The sequence below is a fragment of the Priestia megaterium genome (assembly GCF_041941685.1).
In the GTDB taxonomy this organism is placed as follows: Bacteria; Bacillota; Bacilli; order Bacillales; family Bacillaceae_H; genus Priestia; species Priestia megaterium_C.
Window position 1 is genome coordinate 1,975,687 of record NZ_CP130958.1, and the last position, 20,171, is coordinate 1,995,857.

At 35.0% G+C, this 20,171-nt stretch carries 18 protein-coding genes and 4 pseudogenes; 19 read left to right on the plus strand and 3 right to left on the minus strand.

Annotated features, from left to right (window positions below; genetic code table 11):
• Positions 1–12: 12 nt before the first annotated feature.
• The 4 genes and pseudogenes from Q5794_RS10140 to Q5794_RS10155 all read left to right on the plus strand — a co-directional run bounded on the left by Q5794_RS10140 (position 13) and on the right by Q5794_RS10155 (position 3,515).
• Positions 13–1,311 carry an arsenic transporter gene (locus tag Q5794_RS10140; protein ID WP_374989061.1) on the plus strand — a complete coding sequence of 433 codons (1,299 nt, stop codon included), beginning with the start codon at positions 13–15 and terminating at the stop codon, positions 1,309–1,311.
• A gap of 265 nt (positions 1,312–1,576) precedes the next feature.
• Positions 1,577–1,906 (plus strand): annotated as a pseudogene (locus Q5794_RS10145) (DNA topoisomerase III); the annotation flags it as partial.
• Positions 1,907–2,575: 669 nt separating this feature from the next.
• Complete coding sequence (locus Q5794_RS10150; protein WP_374989062.1) at positions 2,576–2,875, plus strand: hypothetical protein; 300 nt, start codon at positions 2,576–2,578, stop codon at positions 2,873–2,875.
• A gap of 151 nt (positions 2,876–3,026) precedes the next feature.
• Positions 3,027–3,515 (plus strand): PCYCGC motif-containing (lipo)protein, encoded by a 489-nt coding sequence (locus Q5794_RS10155; protein WP_214986950.1) that lies wholly within the window; start codon positions 3,027–3,029, stop codon positions 3,513–3,515.
• Between the two features lie 80 nt (positions 3,516–3,595).
• Here Q5794_RS10155 and Q5794_RS10160 read toward each other — a convergent pair whose 3' ends face one another.
• Positions 3,596–5,215, minus strand: coding sequence for a multicopper oxidase family protein (locus Q5794_RS10160; protein WP_374989063.1), 1,620 nt, complete (start codon positions 5,213–5,215; stop codon positions 3,596–3,598).
• A gap of 194 nt (positions 5,216–5,409) precedes the next feature.
• Here Q5794_RS10160 and Q5794_RS10165 point away from each other — a divergent pair, with 194 nt between their 5' ends.
• The 7 genes and pseudogenes from Q5794_RS10165 (at position 5,410) to Q5794_RS10195 (ending at position 12,168) form a co-directional block, all read left to right on the plus strand.
• Positions 5,410–6,786 carry a cell wall metabolism sensor histidine kinase WalK gene (locus tag Q5794_RS10165; protein WP_214986903.1) on the plus strand — a complete coding sequence of 459 codons (1,377 nt, stop codon included), beginning with the start codon at positions 5,410–5,412 and terminating at the stop codon, positions 6,784–6,786.
• 1 nt (position 6,787) lies between these two features.
• On the plus strand, positions 6,788–7,468 hold the full coding sequence (locus Q5794_RS10170; RefSeq protein WP_214986902.1) for a response regulator transcription factor: 681 nt from the start codon (positions 6,788–6,790) through the stop codon (positions 7,466–7,468).
• Positions 7,450–7,932: a TVP38/TMEM64 family protein gene (locus Q5794_RS10175; protein ID WP_374989064.1), complete on the plus strand. Its 483-nt coding sequence runs from the start codon at positions 7,450–7,452 to the stop codon at positions 7,930–7,932. The genes Q5794_RS10170 and Q5794_RS10175 overlap by 19 nt, the downstream gene beginning before the upstream one ends.
• A 184-nt stretch (positions 7,933–8,116) precedes the next feature.
• Positions 8,117–8,959: pseudogene (gene spoIIP / locus Q5794_RS10180) on the plus strand (stage II sporulation protein P); the annotation flags it as partial.
• Between the two features lie 153 nt (positions 8,960–9,112).
• Positions 9,113–9,445 carry a metal-sensitive transcriptional regulator gene (locus tag Q5794_RS10185; protein ID WP_226897699.1) on the plus strand — a complete coding sequence of 111 codons (333 nt, stop codon included), beginning with the start codon at positions 9,113–9,115 and terminating at the stop codon, positions 9,443–9,445.
• Between the two features lie 17 nt (positions 9,446–9,462).
• Positions 9,463–9,669 carry a copper chaperone CopZ gene (copZ, locus tag Q5794_RS10190; protein ID WP_192997762.1) on the plus strand — a complete coding sequence of 69 codons (207 nt, stop codon included), beginning with the start codon at positions 9,463–9,465 and terminating at the stop codon, positions 9,667–9,669.
• Positions 9,670–9,751: 82 nt separating this feature from the next.
• A pseudogene (locus tag Q5794_RS10195) lies at positions 9,752–12,168 on the plus strand (heavy metal translocating P-type ATPase).
• A gap of 147 nt (positions 12,169–12,315) precedes the next feature.
• Here the strand turns inward: Q5794_RS10195 and Q5794_RS10200 are convergent.
• A complete protein-coding gene (locus Q5794_RS10200; protein ID WP_374989065.1) occupies positions 12,316–13,545 on the minus strand; it encodes an IS110 family transposase in 1,230 nt (409 codons plus the stop codon).
• 369 nt (positions 13,546–13,914) lie between these two features.
• On the opposite strand from Q5794_RS10200, the gene Q5794_RS10205 reads away from it, so the two are divergent.
• The 3 genes from Q5794_RS10205 to Q5794_RS10215 all read left to right on the plus strand — a co-directional run bounded on the left by Q5794_RS10205 (position 13,915) and on the right by Q5794_RS10215 (position 15,331).
• A complete protein-coding gene (locus tag Q5794_RS10205) occupies positions 13,915–14,076 on the plus strand; it encodes a hypothetical protein (RefSeq protein WP_192997764.1) in 162 nt (53 codons plus the stop codon).
• A 4-nt stretch (positions 14,077–14,080) separates the two neighbouring features.
• Complete coding sequence (locus Q5794_RS10210; RefSeq protein ID WP_192997765.1) at positions 14,081–14,410, plus strand: ferredoxin; 330 nt, start codon at positions 14,081–14,083, stop codon at positions 14,408–14,410.
• Between the two features lie 327 nt (positions 14,411–14,737).
• On the plus strand, positions 14,738–15,331 hold the full coding sequence (locus tag Q5794_RS10215) for a YdhK family protein (protein WP_192997766.1): 594 nt from the start codon (positions 14,738–14,740) through the stop codon (positions 15,329–15,331).
• Between the two features lie 145 nt (positions 15,332–15,476).
• On the opposite strand, the gene Q5794_RS10220 is transcribed toward Q5794_RS10215, so the two are convergent.
• A complete protein-coding gene (locus Q5794_RS10220) occupies positions 15,477–15,806 on the minus strand; it encodes a four-helix bundle copper-binding protein (RefSeq protein WP_192997767.1) in 330 nt (109 codons plus the stop codon).
• 409 nt (positions 15,807–16,215) lie between these two features.
• On the opposite strand from Q5794_RS10220, the gene Q5794_RS10225 reads away from it, so the two are divergent.
• The 5 genes and pseudogenes from Q5794_RS10225 to Q5794_RS10245 all read left to right on the plus strand — a co-directional run bounded on the left by Q5794_RS10225 (position 16,216) and on the right by Q5794_RS10245 (position 19,985).
• Positions 16,216–16,686: a hypothetical protein gene (locus Q5794_RS10225; protein WP_251034089.1), complete on the plus strand. Its 471-nt coding sequence runs from the start codon at positions 16,216–16,218 to the stop codon at positions 16,684–16,686.
• 919 nt (positions 16,687–17,605) lie between these two features.
• A complete protein-coding gene (locus Q5794_RS10230; protein ID WP_214986896.1) occupies positions 17,606–17,779 on the plus strand; it encodes a hypothetical protein in 174 nt (57 codons plus the stop codon).
• Positions 17,780–18,061: 282 nt separating this feature from the next.
• A pseudogene (locus Q5794_RS10235) lies at positions 18,062–18,452 on the plus strand (DUF2238 domain-containing protein).
• A gap of 212 nt (positions 18,453–18,664) precedes the next feature.
• Positions 18,665–19,216 (plus strand): YhcN/YlaJ family sporulation lipoprotein, encoded by a 552-nt coding sequence (locus Q5794_RS10240; protein ID WP_214986895.1) that lies wholly within the window; start codon positions 18,665–18,667, stop codon positions 19,214–19,216.
• Positions 19,217–19,439: 223 nt separating this feature from the next.
• Complete coding sequence (locus Q5794_RS10245; protein ID WP_214986894.1) at positions 19,440–19,985, plus strand: undecaprenyl-diphosphatase; 546 nt, start codon at positions 19,440–19,442, stop codon at positions 19,983–19,985.
• Positions 19,986–20,171 lie beyond the last annotated feature (186 nt).

Below are 20,171 nucleotides of genomic sequence, written 5' to 3' on the forward strand. Positions count from 1 at the left end.
GAGGTTTAAAAAGTGGCATCAGTTGTACTAGCATCATTGATTTTTTTAGTAACATTAATTTTTGTCATTTGGCAGCCGAAGAATTTATCAATCGGCTGGTCGGCTTGCGGGGGGGCTATGCTTGCTTTACTGGCAGGCGTTGTTGATTTTCAAGACGTTCTTGAGGTAACCAGCATTGTGTGGAATGCGACTCTTACGTTTATTGCTATTATTATTATTTCTTTAATTTTAGATGAAATTGGTTTCTTTGAATGGGCAGCGCTTCATATGGCTAGAGCTGCAGGAGGGAACGGCGTGCGTATGTTTGTTTACGTGTCTCTTCTTGGAGCCGTTGTAGCAGCGCTATTTGCTAATGACGGAGCAGCGTTGATTTTAACACCCATTGTACTAGCCATGGTTCGGGCATTAAAGTTCGACGATAAAATGGTTTTTCCGTTTATTATCGCAAGTGGATTTATTGCAGATACAACGTCGCTGCCCCTAGTTGTTAGTAACTTAGTAAATATCGTATCAGCCGACTTCTTTGGTATTAGCTTTTCTGAATTTGCATCACGCATGATTGTTCCAGATTTGGTTTCTCTGTTTGCAAGTATTATGGTCTTATATCTGTATTTCCGCAAAAGAATTCCTAAGAAGTACAATGTAGCAGATTTGCAGAAGCCAGTGGATGCCATCAAAGATGAAAAGATGTTTCGGTTATCTGGAATTGTCTTGGTTTTGTTAGTGCTAGGCTATTTAATTGGAGAATTCTTTAGCGTCCCTGTTTCGATTATTGCAGGTATTATTGCTATTCTGTTTTTGATGATGGCCAAAAAAAGCCAAGCGGTTCATACAAAAAAAGTGTTACAGGGAGCTCCATGGGCGATTGTCTTTTTCTCTATCGGCATGTATGTTGTTGTATACGGCTTGCGTAATGCTGGTTTAACAGAAATTCTGGCTGACGTGATCCGAGCAACGGCTGGTCATGGACTGTTTGCAGCAACAATTGGTATGGGATTCACTGCGGCTATTCTTTCATCGATTATGAACAATATGCCAACCGTTATGATTGATGCACTAGCAATCGATGCAACACACGTAGCTGGAACAATCAAGGAAGCATTGATTTATGCAAACGTCATTGGATCGGATTTAGGTCCGAAAATTACCCCGATTGGGTCTTTAGCGACGCTTTTATGGCTTCATGTTCTTTCAACAAAAGGCGTGAAGATTTCATGGGGAACGTATCTTAAAACAGGTATTATCTTAACGATTCCGACATTGTTTATTACGCTTATTGGTTTGTATATTTGGTTATTGATTATTTCATAGCACGTCCTAAAGGAGATTTGTTTTAGTCGATATGATAATGGCTGTTGCCAGAAAAATTCAGATGTGTATCGAAGCTGTAGAAAATGATCTACAGCTTTTTTATTGAAAAGGTATAACGGATAGCGACACGTTTTTAAAATGAGATAGGTATCCCTCATCTAAACTACTTTTCTCCTCATTCATACTCCAACAGCTCTTTCTATGATAAAATAATAAAAGTGAATAAGTTTTACATGGAAATTTGAAATGTAAGGTGATTAGATACATGAAGTTAATTATTGCAGAAAAGCCGGATCAAGGATCGACGCTAGCTTCACAGTTTAAGCCGAAGCGTCACGAGGGCTATTTAGAGATTCCACCGAATGAAGTGTTTACAGACGGAGCATATGTAACGTGGGCAGTCGGGCATTTATGTCAGCTTGTGAGTCCGGAAGATTATAAGCCGGAGTGGAAAAAGTGGTCAATTGACACGCTGCCGATGATTCCAGACCGTTTTCAATATGAAGTGACGCGCTCAAAAGCGAAGCAGTTTCAAGTGGTAAAAAAGCTGCTTAAAAAGCCCACGGTCACAGAAATTATACATGCGGGAGATTCAGACTTATCTCTATAAATATAGATGCACATAATTAATATTTTTATCCAATCTCTTGAAAAATAAAAGGTTATCTACTGTTTTCTTCATGTACATAATTGTTAGAGGCGTACATTATTCATCAGATTCCAATATAAATTTAAAATTTAGCAGAAGAGAGTGTAAGCCTCCAATCCATAATAAAATTAAATTCGCTTCCATAAAAGGTTTAATAAATTTAAAAAATGGAAACAAAAAAATATAATTTTAAGTATTTTTTGATTACTTATAAATGAAAGTTTGAGCTTTGCACAGTATTTAATTGTAATCTCTCAGAACCGGAAGATATAGCTGTTGCTATTAAAAGAGCAGATCTAAGTTATCATATCCTGTTAATTGTTCGTGGAGGCGATAAAGGCTTTGAGGAATTTAATGATATACGGATTATCGAAGCGATACAGGATCATGAAAGGTATGTAGTAACCGATTTAGAGCACACTGAGGACGAAACAATTTCAGATACTGTTTCTTGCTATTATGCTAATGTTACAGCTGATACAGCACCGCATATTAAAACGAAATGTATTCAGAAAAGAGAGAAGGAAAAAAGCGTAATAGAAACAACGTCTGTTTCAGACAACTTCTGTGTTTGTAGCCACCATTTTACACCAGATTCCAGAGGGCATGGCAATCATGACTGTTCTTTCTGTAGCAAAAGTACCTCAATTATTCTTTTTACTAATTGTAGCCTTCTTATCTCTATCCTTAGGTGGTAGTTTATTAATTGGAGAAAGCGTACAAGCTTCCTCACTTAAATTACAAGCTTTATCGACTGGGGGAGCAATCGGTACATTGTCCTTCGTTAGCTTTCATGAAGTAATAGGCAAGGCTATAACTCATTTTAGACGTCTACATGTATGGATGCTTATAGGTTTAGGAGTATTAATTATTTACTTTTATCAGTATTCCCTTTCACTGTTTCACGGTCATTAAAGGGATTTTGTTATGAGTTGTTTTAAAAAGGACAAGAATGATGGATATACCTTGTAGGTTGAACTTTTCCTTACTATTATAGAGTTAGTTACTAATATAATAGTAGGAAAGGGTGTCTTAATTGCATAAAAAGTCTTTAGTTGTATTAATCATGTTAATAGTAAGCATAGTTTCTACAGCTTGTTCAAGTTCAAGTGAAGAAACGGCTAGTAAGGAAAAAACAAATGCTATAGAGAAAGAGCATCAACAACATTCCGAACACGTTAGTGGTGACATTAGGGAAGAAACAGCAAGTAATGAGGTTTTACCTAAATTTTTGAAGGATAAACCAGAAGAGATGCAAACCATTTATGCAAATGCTGCTCAAAATAAAGAGCTACTAGAGAATATTCCATGCTACTGTGGCTGTGGGGAATCGGCAGGACATAAAAATAACTATGATTGCTTCATACTTGAGAATAAAAAAGATGGAAAGGTAGTATGGGATGACCATGGAACAAAATGTGGGGTTTGTCTTGAGATTGCAGCGCAGTCAGTTTCTGATTTAGAATCCGGCAAATCAATTAAACAAATTCGTCAATCGATTGATGAAAAATATAAAAGTGGATATGCAAAACCGACACCTACTCCTGAAATTTAAGTTCGAGTTCCTCTATAATAAACAATATTATGATTTATCATAAAAGAATCCCCAGACAATATTGCTGCCTGGGGATTCTTTTATTCGGGTTTGTTATTTGCATTTGAATCTGGTATGAAAGAAGATTTATAGCCCTTATATTTTACTTCTGTGACCATTCCGGCAGAAGCGTGATGTAAATCATGACAGTGAAACATCCAGTTTCCAGGATTGTCAGCCTTGAATGCTACAACATATTCTTCACCTGGTTTAACATTAAGCGTATCTTTCATCAGTGGTGAACCTTCTATTGGCTTTCCGTTTTTACTCAACACTTGAAAGAAATGTCCATGTAAATGCATTGGATGATCAGCTGATTTAGATGTGTTTTTCAACGTTACTTTAACTAAATCGCCTTCGTTTACATCTAGTGGTTCAGTATTAGGATAGGTTCTATTATTAATGGTATAAACCATGCTATTGTCTTTCATCGCTGTACCAAGATTCATTGTATAATCAACGTCATATTTGCTATCAAGAGAAAAATCACCTTTTGCTGTTTTGCCGTATTTGGTGATATCAATGTTTGGTAAAGACTCTTTTGGATTTTGCTTATCGTTTGTCTTCTCTGAATTATTATAAACAATTTTAGCAACCATATTTTTAGCAGCATCAGTATCATCATGAGATTCAATATACGATGTTCGAGGGTTGTTAGCTTTAAATACTAAATCATATCGCTCACCTGGAGCAACTGTCACCGTTTGATCTTTTATAATAGCAGGGTCATTAATTGGTTGCCCGTCTGTTGAGACAATTTTAAAGTCATATCCATGCACATGTATCTTATGAGAGATATATCCTGCATTTACTAAACGAAGTTTCACAGTGTCTCCCTCTGTAACTTTTAGGGTTTCCATATTTTTTGCACTTTTTCCATTAATGGTATAAAGATCGTACATGCTCATGTCATCTTCCATGTTCATGTTCATCCCATCCATGCTTTCAGTTGAGTCATCTGTACCTTTGGTATCTTTCTCACTTGTCATGGAACTATGATCCATACCTTCCATACTGCTCACACCTGATGAAATCCATTCATCTAATACAAGTGTGTAATCTTTATCCACTTTTTCTTCATCTTTTCCTTCTACAATCAACGTCCCGTATAAGCCTTTATCTATCTGGTTTACACTATCTTGATGAGAGTGGTACCAATATATTCCCGGAATAAAAGCTGTAAATTCATAAGTGAATGTTTTACCAGGCTGTACAGCGTTCATGGTGACCCCTGGAATACCATCTTGACTGTTTGGTACAGGAAGCCCATGCCAGTGGATGGTTACAGGTTCAGATAATTCATTTTTTAAGTTAACTTTAACTTTATCACCTTGTTTAACCCGAATTTGAGATCCAGGTACGGAGCCATCGTATGTCCAAACAGGTAGTTTCGTTCCATTACCAAAATCATGTGTAGCTTCTTTAGCTGTTAGTGTAAATTCCTTTCCTGTCTTTATCTGTGTTGCTTGAGTAGAAGGAAGTTTTTCTTTCTTACTCTCTTCTCCCTTGCCCGTATTCATATTGGACATATCGTGATTGCTCATGTCTTCTTCATTCATATTAGACATGTCATGCTCTTTCATGCTGCCTTCACTATTAGAACACGCCACTCCAATTACAACTAATACCGAAAACATTAAAGTCAGCCATATTTTTTTCACTACGGCACCTCCATAATAACTTAATATGTCTATAATGTAATTTATAATTGTGCAGAATGTTTGCAGATATTGTAAATAATTAATGGCTTACGAAATTTGTCTAAAGATAATTTTGAAGTAATAACCAATCTGCACACTTTCTTCACATATTTTCTCTAAAATTTATTGAAGGCTAAGTTAAAGGACGTGAAAACATGAATAGACTCTCAATAAAACTTGGCTTATTGTTTCTAGTCTTTATTCTATTGATTGAGGTTGGGTTATTTTTTTATCTATATACTGGGCTGGCTGGCACGAGAATTTCAGAGGAATTAGAAAGTTTAAGACTACGAGGGAACAGCCATCGTGAAGTATTAGAAAAACACCATGATTCTGCTACCCTAAGCCATGTCGCTTTGATGGAATCAGAAGCAGAGACAGATGTAATTATTACAGATGAAGATGGAAAAATCATACGGACTTCTACTCCTTTAGTAAAAGGAGCTAGAGAAGCCGTAGAACAATGGCAAGGCTATTCGCTTAGGTATAAAGGGGAAATTATGCAAGGAAATTGGAAAAACAAACCCTATATTGCAACTGCCTCTCCGATTAGACTAAATAAAAAAAATGTCGGAACTGTGTACATGTTCGAAAATACTAAAGATATACAGGACATGATAGCTAGGCTTCAACATCATTTTTATATAGTCGGAGTTATTTCAGTGTTATTTTCAATTATCACTGTTTTTGCGTTGTCTAAATTTATAACACTTCCTCTTATAAGAATGAAACAGGCAACCCAAAAGCTTAGTCAAGGAGATTTTTCTGTTAAGCTGGGTGCACATTCAAGGGATGAATTGGGCCAGTTAGGAACATCCATTCAAACCCTTGCTAATGAACTACATCGTTTAAAGGAAGAACGTAACGAATTTTTAAGTAGCATATCACATGAACTACAAACCCCCCTTATGTACTTAAAAGGGTATGCCGATGTAGCCAAACGCCAATCAAACAGTGAAGTGGAAAGAAATAAATACCTTAATATCATTGAAGAGGAAGCACAAAGGTTATCTCAACTAGTTAAAGATCTATTTCAACTTGCTCAACTTGATCAACATACATTTTTAATTCAAAAACAGAATGTAAAATTATACTCCTATTTACATCATATAATTCAGCATTTTGATTTGGCCTTAAAAGAAAAGGATATTCAACTGCATTTAAATTGCCCACAAGAAATTGAGGTAAATATTGACCCTGAAAGATTCCAGCAAGTTGTTGTTAACTTGTTAGATAATGCATTGAAGTATTCTGACAATGGAACCGAAATTTTAGTAATAGTGCGAGAACTACCTAAGAAAGTTACGATTACCTTTAAAGATCAAGGGATAGGAATTCCTTCGGCCGATCTTCCTTATGTCTTTGATAAATTGTATAGAGTAGAAAAATCACGCTCAAGGAAAAGTGGAGGTTATGGTTTAGGATTATCTATTGTAAAAGAAATTGTGGAAGCTCATGGAGGCGCAGTCACATTAGAAAGTGGAGTAGGAAAAGGCACTATGGTTGAAATTTTGTTAAGAGAGGATGTTTAGAATGCCAACTATTTTGTTAGTTGATGACGAATCAAGGATGTTAGATTTACTTGAACTTTATCTTACTCCAAATGGTTTTACATGTATTAAATTTGATTCTGGAATTGAAGCATTAAACTATCTAGAAGAAGGAAATGAAGCTGACTTAATGCTGTTAGATATTATGATGCCCGATAAAGATGGATGGGAGATATGCCAGGAAGTTAGAAGTAGTTCCAAAATTCCAGTAATAATGCTAACCGCACGTAATCAAACCGTTGATATAATAAAGGGTTTAAATACAGGAGCTGATGATTATATCGTTAAACCTTTTAGTGAAGGAGAACTAATCGCTCGTCTTAGAGCAGTATTAAGGAGAGTTTCAACAGAAAGTGAAGAAATTAACTATAAAGGGTTGTTATGGAGTCGAGAAAATCACTTTTTAAAATATGAAAATCAAGAAATACAAGTGACTCCAAAGGAGTTTAAATTAGTAGGATTACTTTTACAATACCCAAATAGAGTGTTTAGTCGTGAAGATTTATTAACTTCAGTATGGGGATACGATGCTGAAACTGAAGGAAGAACAATCGATTCACATGTACGAAATGTAAGGGATAAACTACGTAAAGCAAACTTTCCTGTAGATGACCATCTTCAAACTGTGTGGGGATTAGGCTATAAATGGGTAGACAGCAATTAGAGCAAGTTGTTGTTGAGTGGTTATCTACAAATGAACTTACAGCAATATTAATTAGCCTGTCCCTAAACATTGTTATAAGTGTTTTAGACGTTATACCTAGCGTGTTTCTAACAGCTGCAAACTTGAAAATATTTGGTTTTTGGTTAAGAAACAAAACGCAGAATCACCATAAACTAGATAAACTCTTATTAACTACAGGGAAAGAAGCTTTTTATTTAGTCATAAGTCTGCGCTTATTACCTTATATACCTTCCGGATTGGTTACATTCCTTTCAGCTGTTGGAAATATGAGCTTTTTAATATTCTTCTTAGCCAGTACATTGGGGAAGGTCCCTGCCATAGTCTTAGAATCCTATTCAACATATCAAGTAGTAAACCTAACGTTAGAAGGAAAAGTAATTTTAGCAGCATTAGCACTAATTTTAATTTTCTATGTTGTAAGGTGTAAAAAATCAACTAGATAAATTATTATTGCTCCTTAGATTAACAGAACAATCCTAATGTACTGGAGGATGTTCATGAAAAACAGTAGGAAAAGAAGAGCATTAGATCGACCAGATCGGTACACAAAGCGATCAGTAGCTGCTTTTATTACAATTTGTTTATTTCTAATAGCAATATTAATTTTAAACCCATGAAGTACCTGGCTTTAAAACGTTTGATACAAAGATAATAGTCGCGGGTGAAGGAACAAACTACAGTAACCTTCCCGTCGAATCTTCTCCTCCTATGGATGTATTATTAAAAGAGAGAGAATTATCTAAAGAAGATCTACAAGAAATAGAAAAAACGGACAAAAGTACTGATTATAAACACAAAGAGCCTTTAAAGACTACAGAAGGTAAGAAAGTAGCCTTCATTTATCATACACATAGCCGCGAATCTTTTTTGCCTTATTTAAAAGGAGAAGACAACCCAGATAATGCTCATGACTCTAAAGTGAATATTATGTTGGTAGGCAAAAAATTAGGTGAACAGTTAGAACAAAAGGGGATTGGAACGGAAGTAAATACAACAGATGTTGTAAAAGAATTAGAATCAAAAGGGTTGGATTATCGTAGCTCATATAAAATGACTCGAGAAATTTTACAAACATCCACTAATCAAAACAGAAATTTAACTTTCTTTTTTGACTTACATCGGGATTCGCAAAGAAGATCAATAACAACAAAAGAAATTAACGGTAAAAACTATGCGAGATTATTTTTTATTATTGGCACGGAATACAAGAACTATGAAAAAAACCTACAGTTTGCTAAAGGATTAAATACTCTTTTAGAGAAGAATTATCCTGGGATATCCAGAGGTATATTTGAAAAAAATAAAACTCAAGGAAATGGCGTATATAATCAGGATTTATCGACCCACTCCATTATTATAGAAGTTGGTGGAGTTGATAATACCATGGAAGAAATGTATCGGACAACAGATGCTTTAGCAGAAGTAATAGCAGATTATTACTGGCAAGCAGAAGCTGTTACGAATCAATAATATAGATATTTTTTATAATAATATTACGCCCTACCCTGGAAATCTTTTACCTCACTTTCAGGGTATTTTTAAATTTTTTTAAAAAAAGGGCGTTTACCCCTTCACATAGGGTAGGGGGGTACTGTATAATATAATTAAGAAGGAGTTGATTGAATGGATGAATTAGAGAAAATTACTGACAATGATAGTTGTTGCTCTATAAATAGTGAACGTAAAAGTCATCACTCACCAGAAGTTAAGAAAAACCTAGCAAGTAGACTAAATCGTATCGAGGGACAGATCCGAGGTATCAAAGGATTGATTGAGAAAGATACTTATTGTGATGATGTAATTACTCAAATTGCAGCCGTACAATCTGCTTTAAATGGTGTAAGTAAGATATTACTTGAAGGACACCTTAAACACTGTATAGTCGAGCGCGTTCAAGAGGGCGATCAAGAAGTAATAGATGAACTATTAACTACAATTAAACGATTAATGAAATAAAAGAGGAGATGTTAATAATGGAAAAAGTAACATTATCAGTAAAAGGAATGTCTTGTGGTCATTGTGTGAAATCTGTTGAAGGTAGTGTTGGTGAACTTAATGGTGTCCAACACGTAGAAGTAAATTTAAGCGAAGCAAAGGTAACTGTTGAATTTGATCAAAACAAAGTATCTTTAAAGTCAATTAAAGAAGCGATTGATGACCAAGGTTATGAAGTAGCCTAAATTAAAATAGCGTGCGAATTTTTACGCACGCTTCCTTTAGGTATCGAATATACCTAGTAGGGGTATAATAGGAGGTTATAAAATGAGCGAACAGCAAAAAGAAACCACTTTACAAATTAGTGGCATGACCTGCGCAGCTTGTGCAAATCGTATCGAAAAAGGATTAAAAAAATTGAAGGTGTTCAAGATGCTAACGTAAATTTTGCGTTAGAAAGATCAACTATAATATACGATCCATCAAAAGCAACTACTCAAGATTTTGAGCAAAGAATTCAAAAGTTGGGTTATGACGTTGTAAATGAAAAAGATGAATTTAGTATTACAGGTATGACTTGTGCAGTTTGTGCAAACCGAATTGAAAAAGGATTAAATAAATTAGAGGGAGTCTCAAAAGCAACAGTTAACTTTGCCCTAGAGACAGCTACTGTAGAATATACCCCCTCCCAGGTAAGTACAATAGACATGATTCAGCGAGTAGAGAAGCTTGGATATGGTGCTACATTAAAGTCAGAAGAAAAAGAAGAGGGTTTGAATCATCGAGAAAAGGAAATTGCAAAGCAAAAAGGGAAGTTTTGGTTTTCACTTATTCTAAGTTTCCCTTTGTTATGGGCAATGGTTAGTCACTTTTCGTTTACTTCGTTTATTCCATTGCCAACCATGTTAATGAACCCTTGGGTTCAATTAGCTCTAGCAACACCAGTGCAGTTTATTGTAGGTAAACAATTTTATGTGGGGGCTTTCAAAGCGCTTCGTAATAAAAGTGCCAATATGGATGTTCTCGTCGCCTTAGGAACGAGTGCAGCGTATTTCTATAGTTTATATGTTTCAATCAAATCAATAGGTTCAAACGCTCCAATGATTGAACTTTATTATGAAACAAGTGCCGTATTACTCACGCTTATTATATTAGGTAAGTTATTTGAAGCAAGTGCTAAGGGCCGTTCTTCTGAGGCCATCAAAAAACTTATGGGCCTACAGGCGAAAACGGCAACTGTTTTACGAGATGGTGAAGAAGTTGAAATTCCTATTGAAGAAGTACAATCAGGAGATATCGTGTATGTAAAACCGGGTGAAAAGGTACCGGTAGATGGAGAAATTGTAGAAGGTCAATCTGCTTTAGACGAATCCATGTTGACAGGAGAAAGTGTTCCAGTAGACAAAACGGTTGGAGATACAGTTATTGGAGCAACCATTAATAAAAATGGATTTTTAAAAGTGAAAGCTACAAAGGTCGGAAGAGATACAGCTTTAGCGCAAATTATTAAAGTAGTGGAAGAAGCTCAGGGTTCAAAAGCACCTATTCAACGATTAGCTGACCAAATTTCCGGCATATTTGTTCCAATTGTAGTTGGTATTGCAATTGTAACCTTTTTAATTTGGTATATCTGGGTTCAACCAGGTGATTTTGCTTCAGCACTAGAAAAATTAATCGCAGTATTAGTAATTGCTTGTCCATGTGCATTAGGGTTAGCAACTCCAACTTCTATTATGGCAGGATCAGGTCGTGCAGCAGAGTTTGGTATCTTGTTTAAAGGTGGAGAACACTTAGAAACTACTCATAGAATTAATACCATTATCTTAGATAAAACAGGTACAGTCACAAACGGTACCCCTGAATTGACCGATGTATTTGTAGCAGATGGATTTGAAGAACAGGAATTTTTAGAGTTAGTAGGTTCAGCTGAAAGACAGTCTGAGCACCCTCTTGCTCAAGCAATTGTTGAAGGAATAAAGGCGAAAGGAATTGAACTCGTTAATCCTTCAGCATTTGAAGCTATTCCCGGTTTTGGAATCAAAGCTGTCGTAAATGAGAAAGAGTTATTAGTTGGGACACGTAAACTAATGAACCAGAATAATATCCAAATTAATCATGATTTAGAAAACATGATTGAGTTAGAACGTAAAGGAAAAACAGCTATGTTGGTTTCTATTAATGGTCAATATGCAGGATTAATTGCTGTAGCCGATACCATCAAAGAAACTTCAAAAGAAGCTGTGATTCGATTAAAAGAGATGGGCTTAGAAGTGATTATGATTACAGGAGATAATAAGCAAACGGCCCAAGCAATTGCTCAACAAGTAGGTATTGAACATGTAATCGCTGAAGTATTGCCTGAAGGCAAAGCAGAAGAAGTGAAAAAACTCCAACAACAAGGTAAAAAAGTAGCAATGGTTGGAGATGGAATCAATGATGCCCCTGCTTTAGCTTTAGCAGATATAGGGATGGCTATTGGCACAGGTACAGATGTAGCAATGGAAGCTTCTGATATTACGCTAATGCGTGGAGATTTAAATAGCATTGCTGATGCGATCTTTATGAGTAAAAAGACAATCCAAAACATTAAGCAAAATTTATTTTGGGCATTTGGTTATAACACATTAGGTATACCGATTGCTGCGATTGGTTTATTAGCTCCTTGGTTAGCAGGCGCAGCAATGGCTTTTAGTTCTGTTTCTGTCGTTCTGAATGCACTAAGATTACAAAGAGTGAAATTATAAAGACCTGCGGTATTATGTCAATTGAAAAATAAAAGAATCTAAAGTTATCAAAGGGCATTTTACTTAAAAAAAGCATCACGAAACTAGACCAGTAACTAATGTAATTTACTGGAAATAATTTGAAAGGTAGCGATGACAAGTTTTATGTCATATTTTCACGCACCTTTCTGGCGTAAAGAGTTGGTGACTGCGTAGTAGCGCATCCACCAATCGCACAAATTTTCTTGCGGTTAGAACGAGTGCACGTTTGTGTTGATGTTTTGGTACTTCATTATATTTTTTTATGTAATATTCTTGATAGTCTGATACATGCCTTCTTACTGAGTTGGCGGCTTCAACTAAGTAATAACGCAAGTAGTGATTACCAGTGCGAGATAATGAAGTATCTTCAGCTGTGAAACGACCAGATTGATGTTTCCTCCAGTATATTCCGGCGTATTTAGCGATTTTGGTTTCATCTTCAAATCTTTCGATTTGACCAATTTCAGCGATGATACCGGCAGCGAATACAGGACCCACTCCAGGAATGGATTCAAGTGTTTGTGTTAATCCAGCCATAATTTTCTTAATAGACTTTTCTAATTCCTTGATTTGCTGTTGAAACGTACGAATAACTGTGATTGATGTACCTAAAATGACATCTATGGAATCTTCGACTACCTTATCCAAACGATAAGAAGCTTTTACAGCTCTTTGAATGGACGATGCTATACATCTTGGATCACCAAAGCGATTTTTGCCTTTTTCCTGTAGGAACTCAGCGAGTTCTTCTAAAGGCATATTGGCGAGTTCCTCTAAACTGAATTTCTCGAGAAATAGTTCCATCATAGCGTTGCCAAATACAGAAGAATCTACTTCTTGTGAAAATGTATTACATTTAAAACTTAGATATTGAAGAAAGTGCTGCTTTTCTTTTGTTAACATCTTTACGAGTTGATAGCGAGTTCTTGTTAATTGCTGCAGCGCCACGTATTGGCTCTCTTTCACGATTGACATTTGATTACGTCCAAATCGTAAATAATCGGCAATGACAAAGGCATCAAGCTCATCTGTTTTATCCATATCAGAATAGCTTTTCTTAAAGTTTGCGATTTGCTTAGGGTTTAGGAGAAATACCTTTGCTCCAAAGCGCTGTAAGTCTGTATCGTGATGAAGAAACATAGAAGGATGAAAGCTGTAAACAGATGTTGATTCTAGGCCTATTTTAAGCATTTCTACCTCTTTACCAGTGACACACTGTAATAATTTTTCTTTTAGTGTGGTAGCTCCTGGTAAGTCATTACTGACCGAAAAAGCATCTATTTTGTCTCCTTCTTCATTCAAAAAGCAAACTTTCATATCAAACGAACTTACATCTAGACCAACAAATAATCTCACGTAAGAGACCTCCTTTCGATTTAGAATCATTTTCTTGGACGTCTCGAGATATCTCTAGTGTGTACGCCGACCAACAACCTCGTGTATAAGAGCTTATCCTGAATCGAAAGCCGCCCTAGAGCCACTATCATCTAGGTTCGAGGGTCAGGTTGCTCAGCCTGCGAGTAGGATGTCCCGCGCGTTCACTGAGAAACACTCTTTATAATGTGGTAGATCCACAGGGGCGAGAAGAATTGTCCCAAATGATCCTAAGATCATTATCTAGAAATATCTTGAGACGTCCAAGCGTTTTATTTAAATGGCTCTCATTGTAGAGAAAGTCTAAGCTTGAAATAGAGCTTAAATATAATATACGAGGGGTGTAATCAAATGAAAAAATGGATTATTTCAGCCATCCTATACCTTCTTGTTGTCATAGCTGCTTATAATATTTGGGCGAGTTTCAATAAGGAACCAATGGGTGAACATCAAAATCATCAATCGATTTCTCACCCGATACAGATTGAAAAAAAAGATGACGTCAGGGTGTGATGGAATGAACATGCAAGGAGTACAGAAACATGTGCTAATCTGTAATGGGAAAAGTTGTATCAAGAATGGTGGAGAACAAGTTGCAGACGCAATTCGTGACGAGATAAAAAAAAGTGGTTGTACTAAGTCCATTCATACTACTAAAACGTTATGTAACGGTCAGTGTAAAAATGGAGCTATTACAATTTTGTATCCAGATGGTATCTGGTATAAAGAAATGGATGAAGAGTCTGGAAGAAAGCTCATTCAAGAGATAAATAATCCTCTTCCTCTAGAGGAAAAGCTCCTTTTAGATTATAAAGACAACCAATTTATTGAAAAGAAAACAGAATAGCAAAAGGAGTTTAGCTTTTCTCTAGCTAAACTCTTTTTTTATTTACATCTTAGAAAAGGAAAAGTCATTAATTTTATTATAAATTTCATAAAAACTGCACAAAAACTGCACAAAATTTATTTATGCTAAAGAAACAATGTGAAAAATGAGCTTTTTATAAAAATCGGCTCATTATATTTGATATAGATTAATGAATGTAGGGGGATGTAAGAAAAGATAAATTAGTTATTAAAAGATCTATATATTTTTCTTTTAGTCTTACATCTGCCAATGTATATCTTTATTTTATTAAAGAGCAAATTCTGTTGCTCAGAAAGAGGGATCACAATGAAAAAGCAACTTTTTATTCTTGGTGTAGCTACAATTATAGGACTAAGTGGGTGTGGAAATAATTCCAATGGTAGTGATTCAGATTCTAAGAAGGAATCACATCAATCTGAAATGGACCATTCCAACATGAATAAGTCAGAAATGGATCACTCAGAAATGAATCATTCTACTTCAGGTGAAGTTCCTGAAGGATTACAAGAAGCTAAGGACCCAAAATATAAAGTAGGAAGCCAAGCAGTTATTAAAGCAGACCATATGAAAGGTATGAATGGAGCGAAAGCAACAATTGTTGGGGCTTACGATACCACAGTTTATACAGTTTCTTATACACCAACAACTGGTGGAAAAAAAGTCACAAACCATAAATGGGTCATTCATGAGGAAATTAAAGATGCTGATGGTAAAACGTTCAAACAAGGAGATGAAGTTACTCTAGAAGCAGATCACATGGAAGGTATGAAAGGTGCCAAGGCTACTATCGATTCAGCTGAAAAAACTACTGTCTATATGGTCGATTACACACCAACAACTGGTGGAGAAAAAGTAACAAATCACAAGTGGGTTACAGAAAGTGAACTTTCAGCTAAATAAAATATACTCAAAGGTTATTAAATGTAAGATATATCTGGTATAAAAACTGCCCCTAAAAACACGGTTTTTAGGGGCAGTTTTTTGCTCTTTACATCTTTAATTTAAAATAAAAGGGGAAACAACTATCGTTAATTTCCTCTATTCTCTATGCTGCTAATTTTCTACATTCTTCTGCGCATTTTAAACAAGAATCCGCACACTTTTGACAGTGTTCATGATCATGTTTTTTGCACTCATTTCCACATGCTTCACAAATTTGAGCACACACTTGAGCTAATTCAGAAACAAAAGGGGTTCCTCTTCCTAAGGCTTGTTCTAAATATGCACAAATATCTGCACATTCACGATCAAGACGAATACAATCCACCATCATATTAACATTCTCTTCTTTCAAACATGCATCATAACAATGATTACATGCAGTCATGCATTCATGTAATGTTTTAATAACTGATTGGTAATTTTCATGTGACATATTAAACTTCCTCCTTTAAAATTTCTCTCTTTATTACAATAGACTAATGTTTAATTTATTAAACCATGGTAGGGTATATTGTTTTGTGAAAGCTATCTATGAGGTAATACAATATTTCAAAACCTTTATTTTGAACAATGTACTATTTATATCAAACACAATAAATGAGCCATCCACTTCTTAAAAGCTTCCTTTGGTAAATACACTTGTTAATGAATAAAAAATAGAATTTAGGCAAGTTATCTAGGACGTAGGAAAATGTTAACAATAACTTATAAAACGACTATAGTAACACCCTATCATCCAGCTAGTTTATCCTGTTGTTTTTATTTAATAATAGTTAAATGATACAAACCTTTACATTATAATCACATATTATATAGAAGACTATTGAATAAAGGAGATAACAATGACTATCATACAGAATTTTCCACGAATTTTCCTCGATTCACATGCTAGATGGCATAGGCAACATATGAATATGGGACAATTGCGTTCAGGTGATGGAGTAGAATTTCTTTCATTTCACCGGAATTTTATAAAAGTGGCTTTAGAATGGTATAGTAACGAAGGGTTAAATCCAAGATTCGTAGAACCTTGGCGTTCAATTCCTTCTGCAATAAAACGACATCCTGAATGGACAAGAGAGCTTCAAGATGCTGAAAATCGAATTGTTAGAAACCTGTCATCCTTCAATTCATCTGATGGGCTAGGACGCTTTTTACAAACTTCATCCCTTCATGATGCCATTCATGTAATAGGTAGTGAAGTTTTTAATGAACCTGATTTTGGTCGGATTTCAAGGGCTCCACGAAGTACTCTCTTTTACAATTGGCATGGGCTTATTGATACTTGGTGGAAGCAGTTAGAAAGATTATAAATCTATGGGGAATTTTTATTAAACACCTAAAAAAATAAGATCCGTAGAGTTCTTTAATCTACAGATTTTATTTCTTGTCCCATAAATAAATATATAATATACGTGTTTAAACACACACATAAGTTTAGCCATACTTTGCTTATTGATCGATCTTCTAATTATATAAAAACCTCCTTTCAAAAGAATATTTTTTTGAAAGGGGGTTTTACTTATTTTTGAACCCGAAATATTTGTTAAGTGAACTAACTTACAGTCCTAAAAACAGCAAATACCGCCTTGGATGGGCAAAGATGGAAATCTAATAAAAGAGGACTGAAATCAGTCCTCCTGTATGTGTTTCGCTCACTATTATTCCATTTAAAAAGTTCGTAAAAGTGTGTGATTTTTAGTAGACGTTCGTAATTTAATTTTAAACTTAAATGAACGATGATAATGATAGATTTTCTATCCGAAAGAAAAGTCCGCAAACGTATACTTTTACGGACGAGATATTTAAATCTATTACAAGATGTTAGAGTAATTATTATCGATAACAAAATAAAAACCCTTTCTTTCCAATAATATATATATAGCACATTCATTGTTCTCGGAATCATCGTTTACACATCATCTGTTAAGTAGCGATGGATAGAAAAAAAACACTTTATCTCTTATCAGCTCTTCTTCATTTAATAAATGATGTTTTCTGTTCTCTATAAGTTCCACATCTATATTTGGAAACTTTTCTAGTAAGAAACCAACATTATATCTCCAATCCACCATTGTGTCCTTTTTTCAATGAATTTTCTGGCCTTCTAAATCGATGAGCATTTACTAATTGGTGCAAAAGCATGAATGATTTGCTAGTGTGAAAAAAGGTAAAAGCAGAGAACCTATAGATGCGCATACGTTTAATTTAATGAAAGTAGGTGATTAGATCGTGAAAAATAACATACAAGTATTGCCTATAATTGCTTCTATCGGAATCGGTGCAGCTGCTTATAGTATGATGACAGGGCGTGGTGGACAACTTCAAAATATGGTTCCTCTCTCTGGTATGGGTAGTCAAGATATGAAGAGCCAAAGCTCTCAATCGACAACAAATGGTCAATAACTGAATTTCAGTATTTGTTTCTATCCTTTTACGTAAAATAAAGGATTATACAATATAAAAGGATTTTCTCTCTTATAAAATGAAGGCGAGGAAATCCTTTTAAGTTGCAACCAGGTAAAATTAAATGCAATGTAAAAGATGAACATATGGTCAGAGGTGGTAATTTCATTATTAGAGGTACTGTCTCTACATCTCTAAGAAAAATAGCTCTAAGTACTCTGTATATAGAATTATTTTTTTCAAATACTGCAAGTAAAAACTCTCTCTGTAGGAGTGAAAAAATTGAGAAGAGACAAAAATAGAACACTTCATCTATTTTTACTATTGATTGTCACTGCAGTTTTTATTTGATCATTTATCAAGCTTGCATGGTATTTGATATGGATATTGAAAGTTAGCCCTGCCGTTATCGGATTAATGATTGTCTTTGCAACATACAATAAATTTCGCCTCACTACTCTCTCTTATATCATCTCTACAAGTATTTCATTTGCGATCGCCTCCTTGTACGAAATCATCGAATGGTTATCTTCTAAAATAACAAGGAAAGGAAAAATAACTAAACGCTTTTTAGGTATGCAAGGTGACATGTGTGATGCACAATGTGCCTCTTACCTTAGTTGGTAAAACTCTTGCTTTACTTATCCTTTTAAAGCTACATAACCGTCTCTAAAAGAATTTAATTAAAAAACAGAAAAAACCACTAATTAGTGGTTTTTTCTGTTACGTATAAAACTTTCAAGAGTGAAACCTTACTATCATGAGTAGTTTGCTCAATATACAAAAGTTTATTCCTCCTTGGATTTTCAAGGTATTTCCTGTAATTATTTAAAAAACAATGTAAACCTTAATACATATATTACTATTAGAAGGAGTGAAGAAAGAATGAAGACAAAAAAATATGTCCTGGGACTCTTATCAGCTATTTTATCAGTAGGATTTCTTTTTGGTTGTAATGATAAAAAAGATGAAGCTGAGCCTGATCCAACTGAAGAACCGTCTGAACAAAAATCTCAAAATAATCGTGACAACAATGATCTACGAGACGTGGGATTTCAACCCGACGGTGATGAGAATAATAATGTAGATAATAATAATCAATCACGATTAGAGGTAGCTGATAAAGCTGCAGATCGTATTGCTAAATTAAATGAAGTAGACACTGCGAATGTGATTGTTACAAACCGAAATGCATACGTGGCTGTTGTTTTAAAGAATGAAGCAAACGGAGAAGTAACCGACCCTTTAAAAAAGAAAATTTCAGATCAAGTAAAAGCTACAGATCGAGATATTCGAAATGTGTATGTGTCATCCGATCCTGATTTCGTAAATCGTATGGAAGGGTACGGAAACCGAATTAATGAAGATGCAACAAGAAATGGTCTATTTGAAGACTTTACTGAAACCGTTCGAAGAGTATTCCCTAACAATCGTTAAATAAAAATGATGAGATATAAAAAAGCAATTTTTTATGTTTTAAAAAGAGAGGCCTCCTTATAGATTAAGGAGGTTTCATCTATGCTTCTGTCTCTATTGTAATAAATAACTTGATAGTTATTTTTTTGGTTCCTTTTTGCTGTTATAAAAGCATTGATCATGTAATGGATTCTTCATTAGGAGAGAAGAGTCTGTCTATCTAAAATTGAAGGAGAAAATCAGGATGGATTATAAAATATTCAGGAGAATTAATCAACTGGCTGGTCGCTATTCTGTACTAGATATGCTGATGATATTAGTTTCAAATAAGGTACGTTATCTATTCGCTTTTGTGTTAATGTCGATGTGGTTTCGAGGCGATTCGCAAAGAAAAGTGATCAGATATGCCTTAATATCTGCGGCCTTTACGTTGTTGATTGACATGTTAATTAAATGTTTTTATTTTAAGCCTCGTCCTTTTATAAAGCACCGTGTCGGTATCCTTATTCCTTCAAAGATGAACTCCGCATTCTTAAGTAAACATACGTTGCTTGCAACTGCTGTATCCACTTCTATTTTTCTACATGAACGTGTCATTGGGTCAGTTATGTGGGTAGTATCATTGTTAACAGGATTCTCAAGGATTTGGGTAGGGCATCATTATCCTTCTGATATTATCCGAAGCCTCTTTGTTGGTAGCTTGACAAGTATTATCGTTGAGAAAATTTTTGGTTCTCTAAAAATAATGAACCGAAAGACCCAAAAGTGTTATGCTCTAATACGTAAATGATAAATTCCTAAAGCTATATACAAAAATTCAAGAACCTGGTTTTTTGTTGAGATTTTAATAACTCGTTTACAGAGGAGTAGTGTTAAAATAGTGAAAGTCCTATTCTTTAGGATTATCTCTGGCATATATGGTCATTCTATTGTAGAAAAAACCTTTAGCATAACAGGTTGCGTTTTAGAAAGGAGG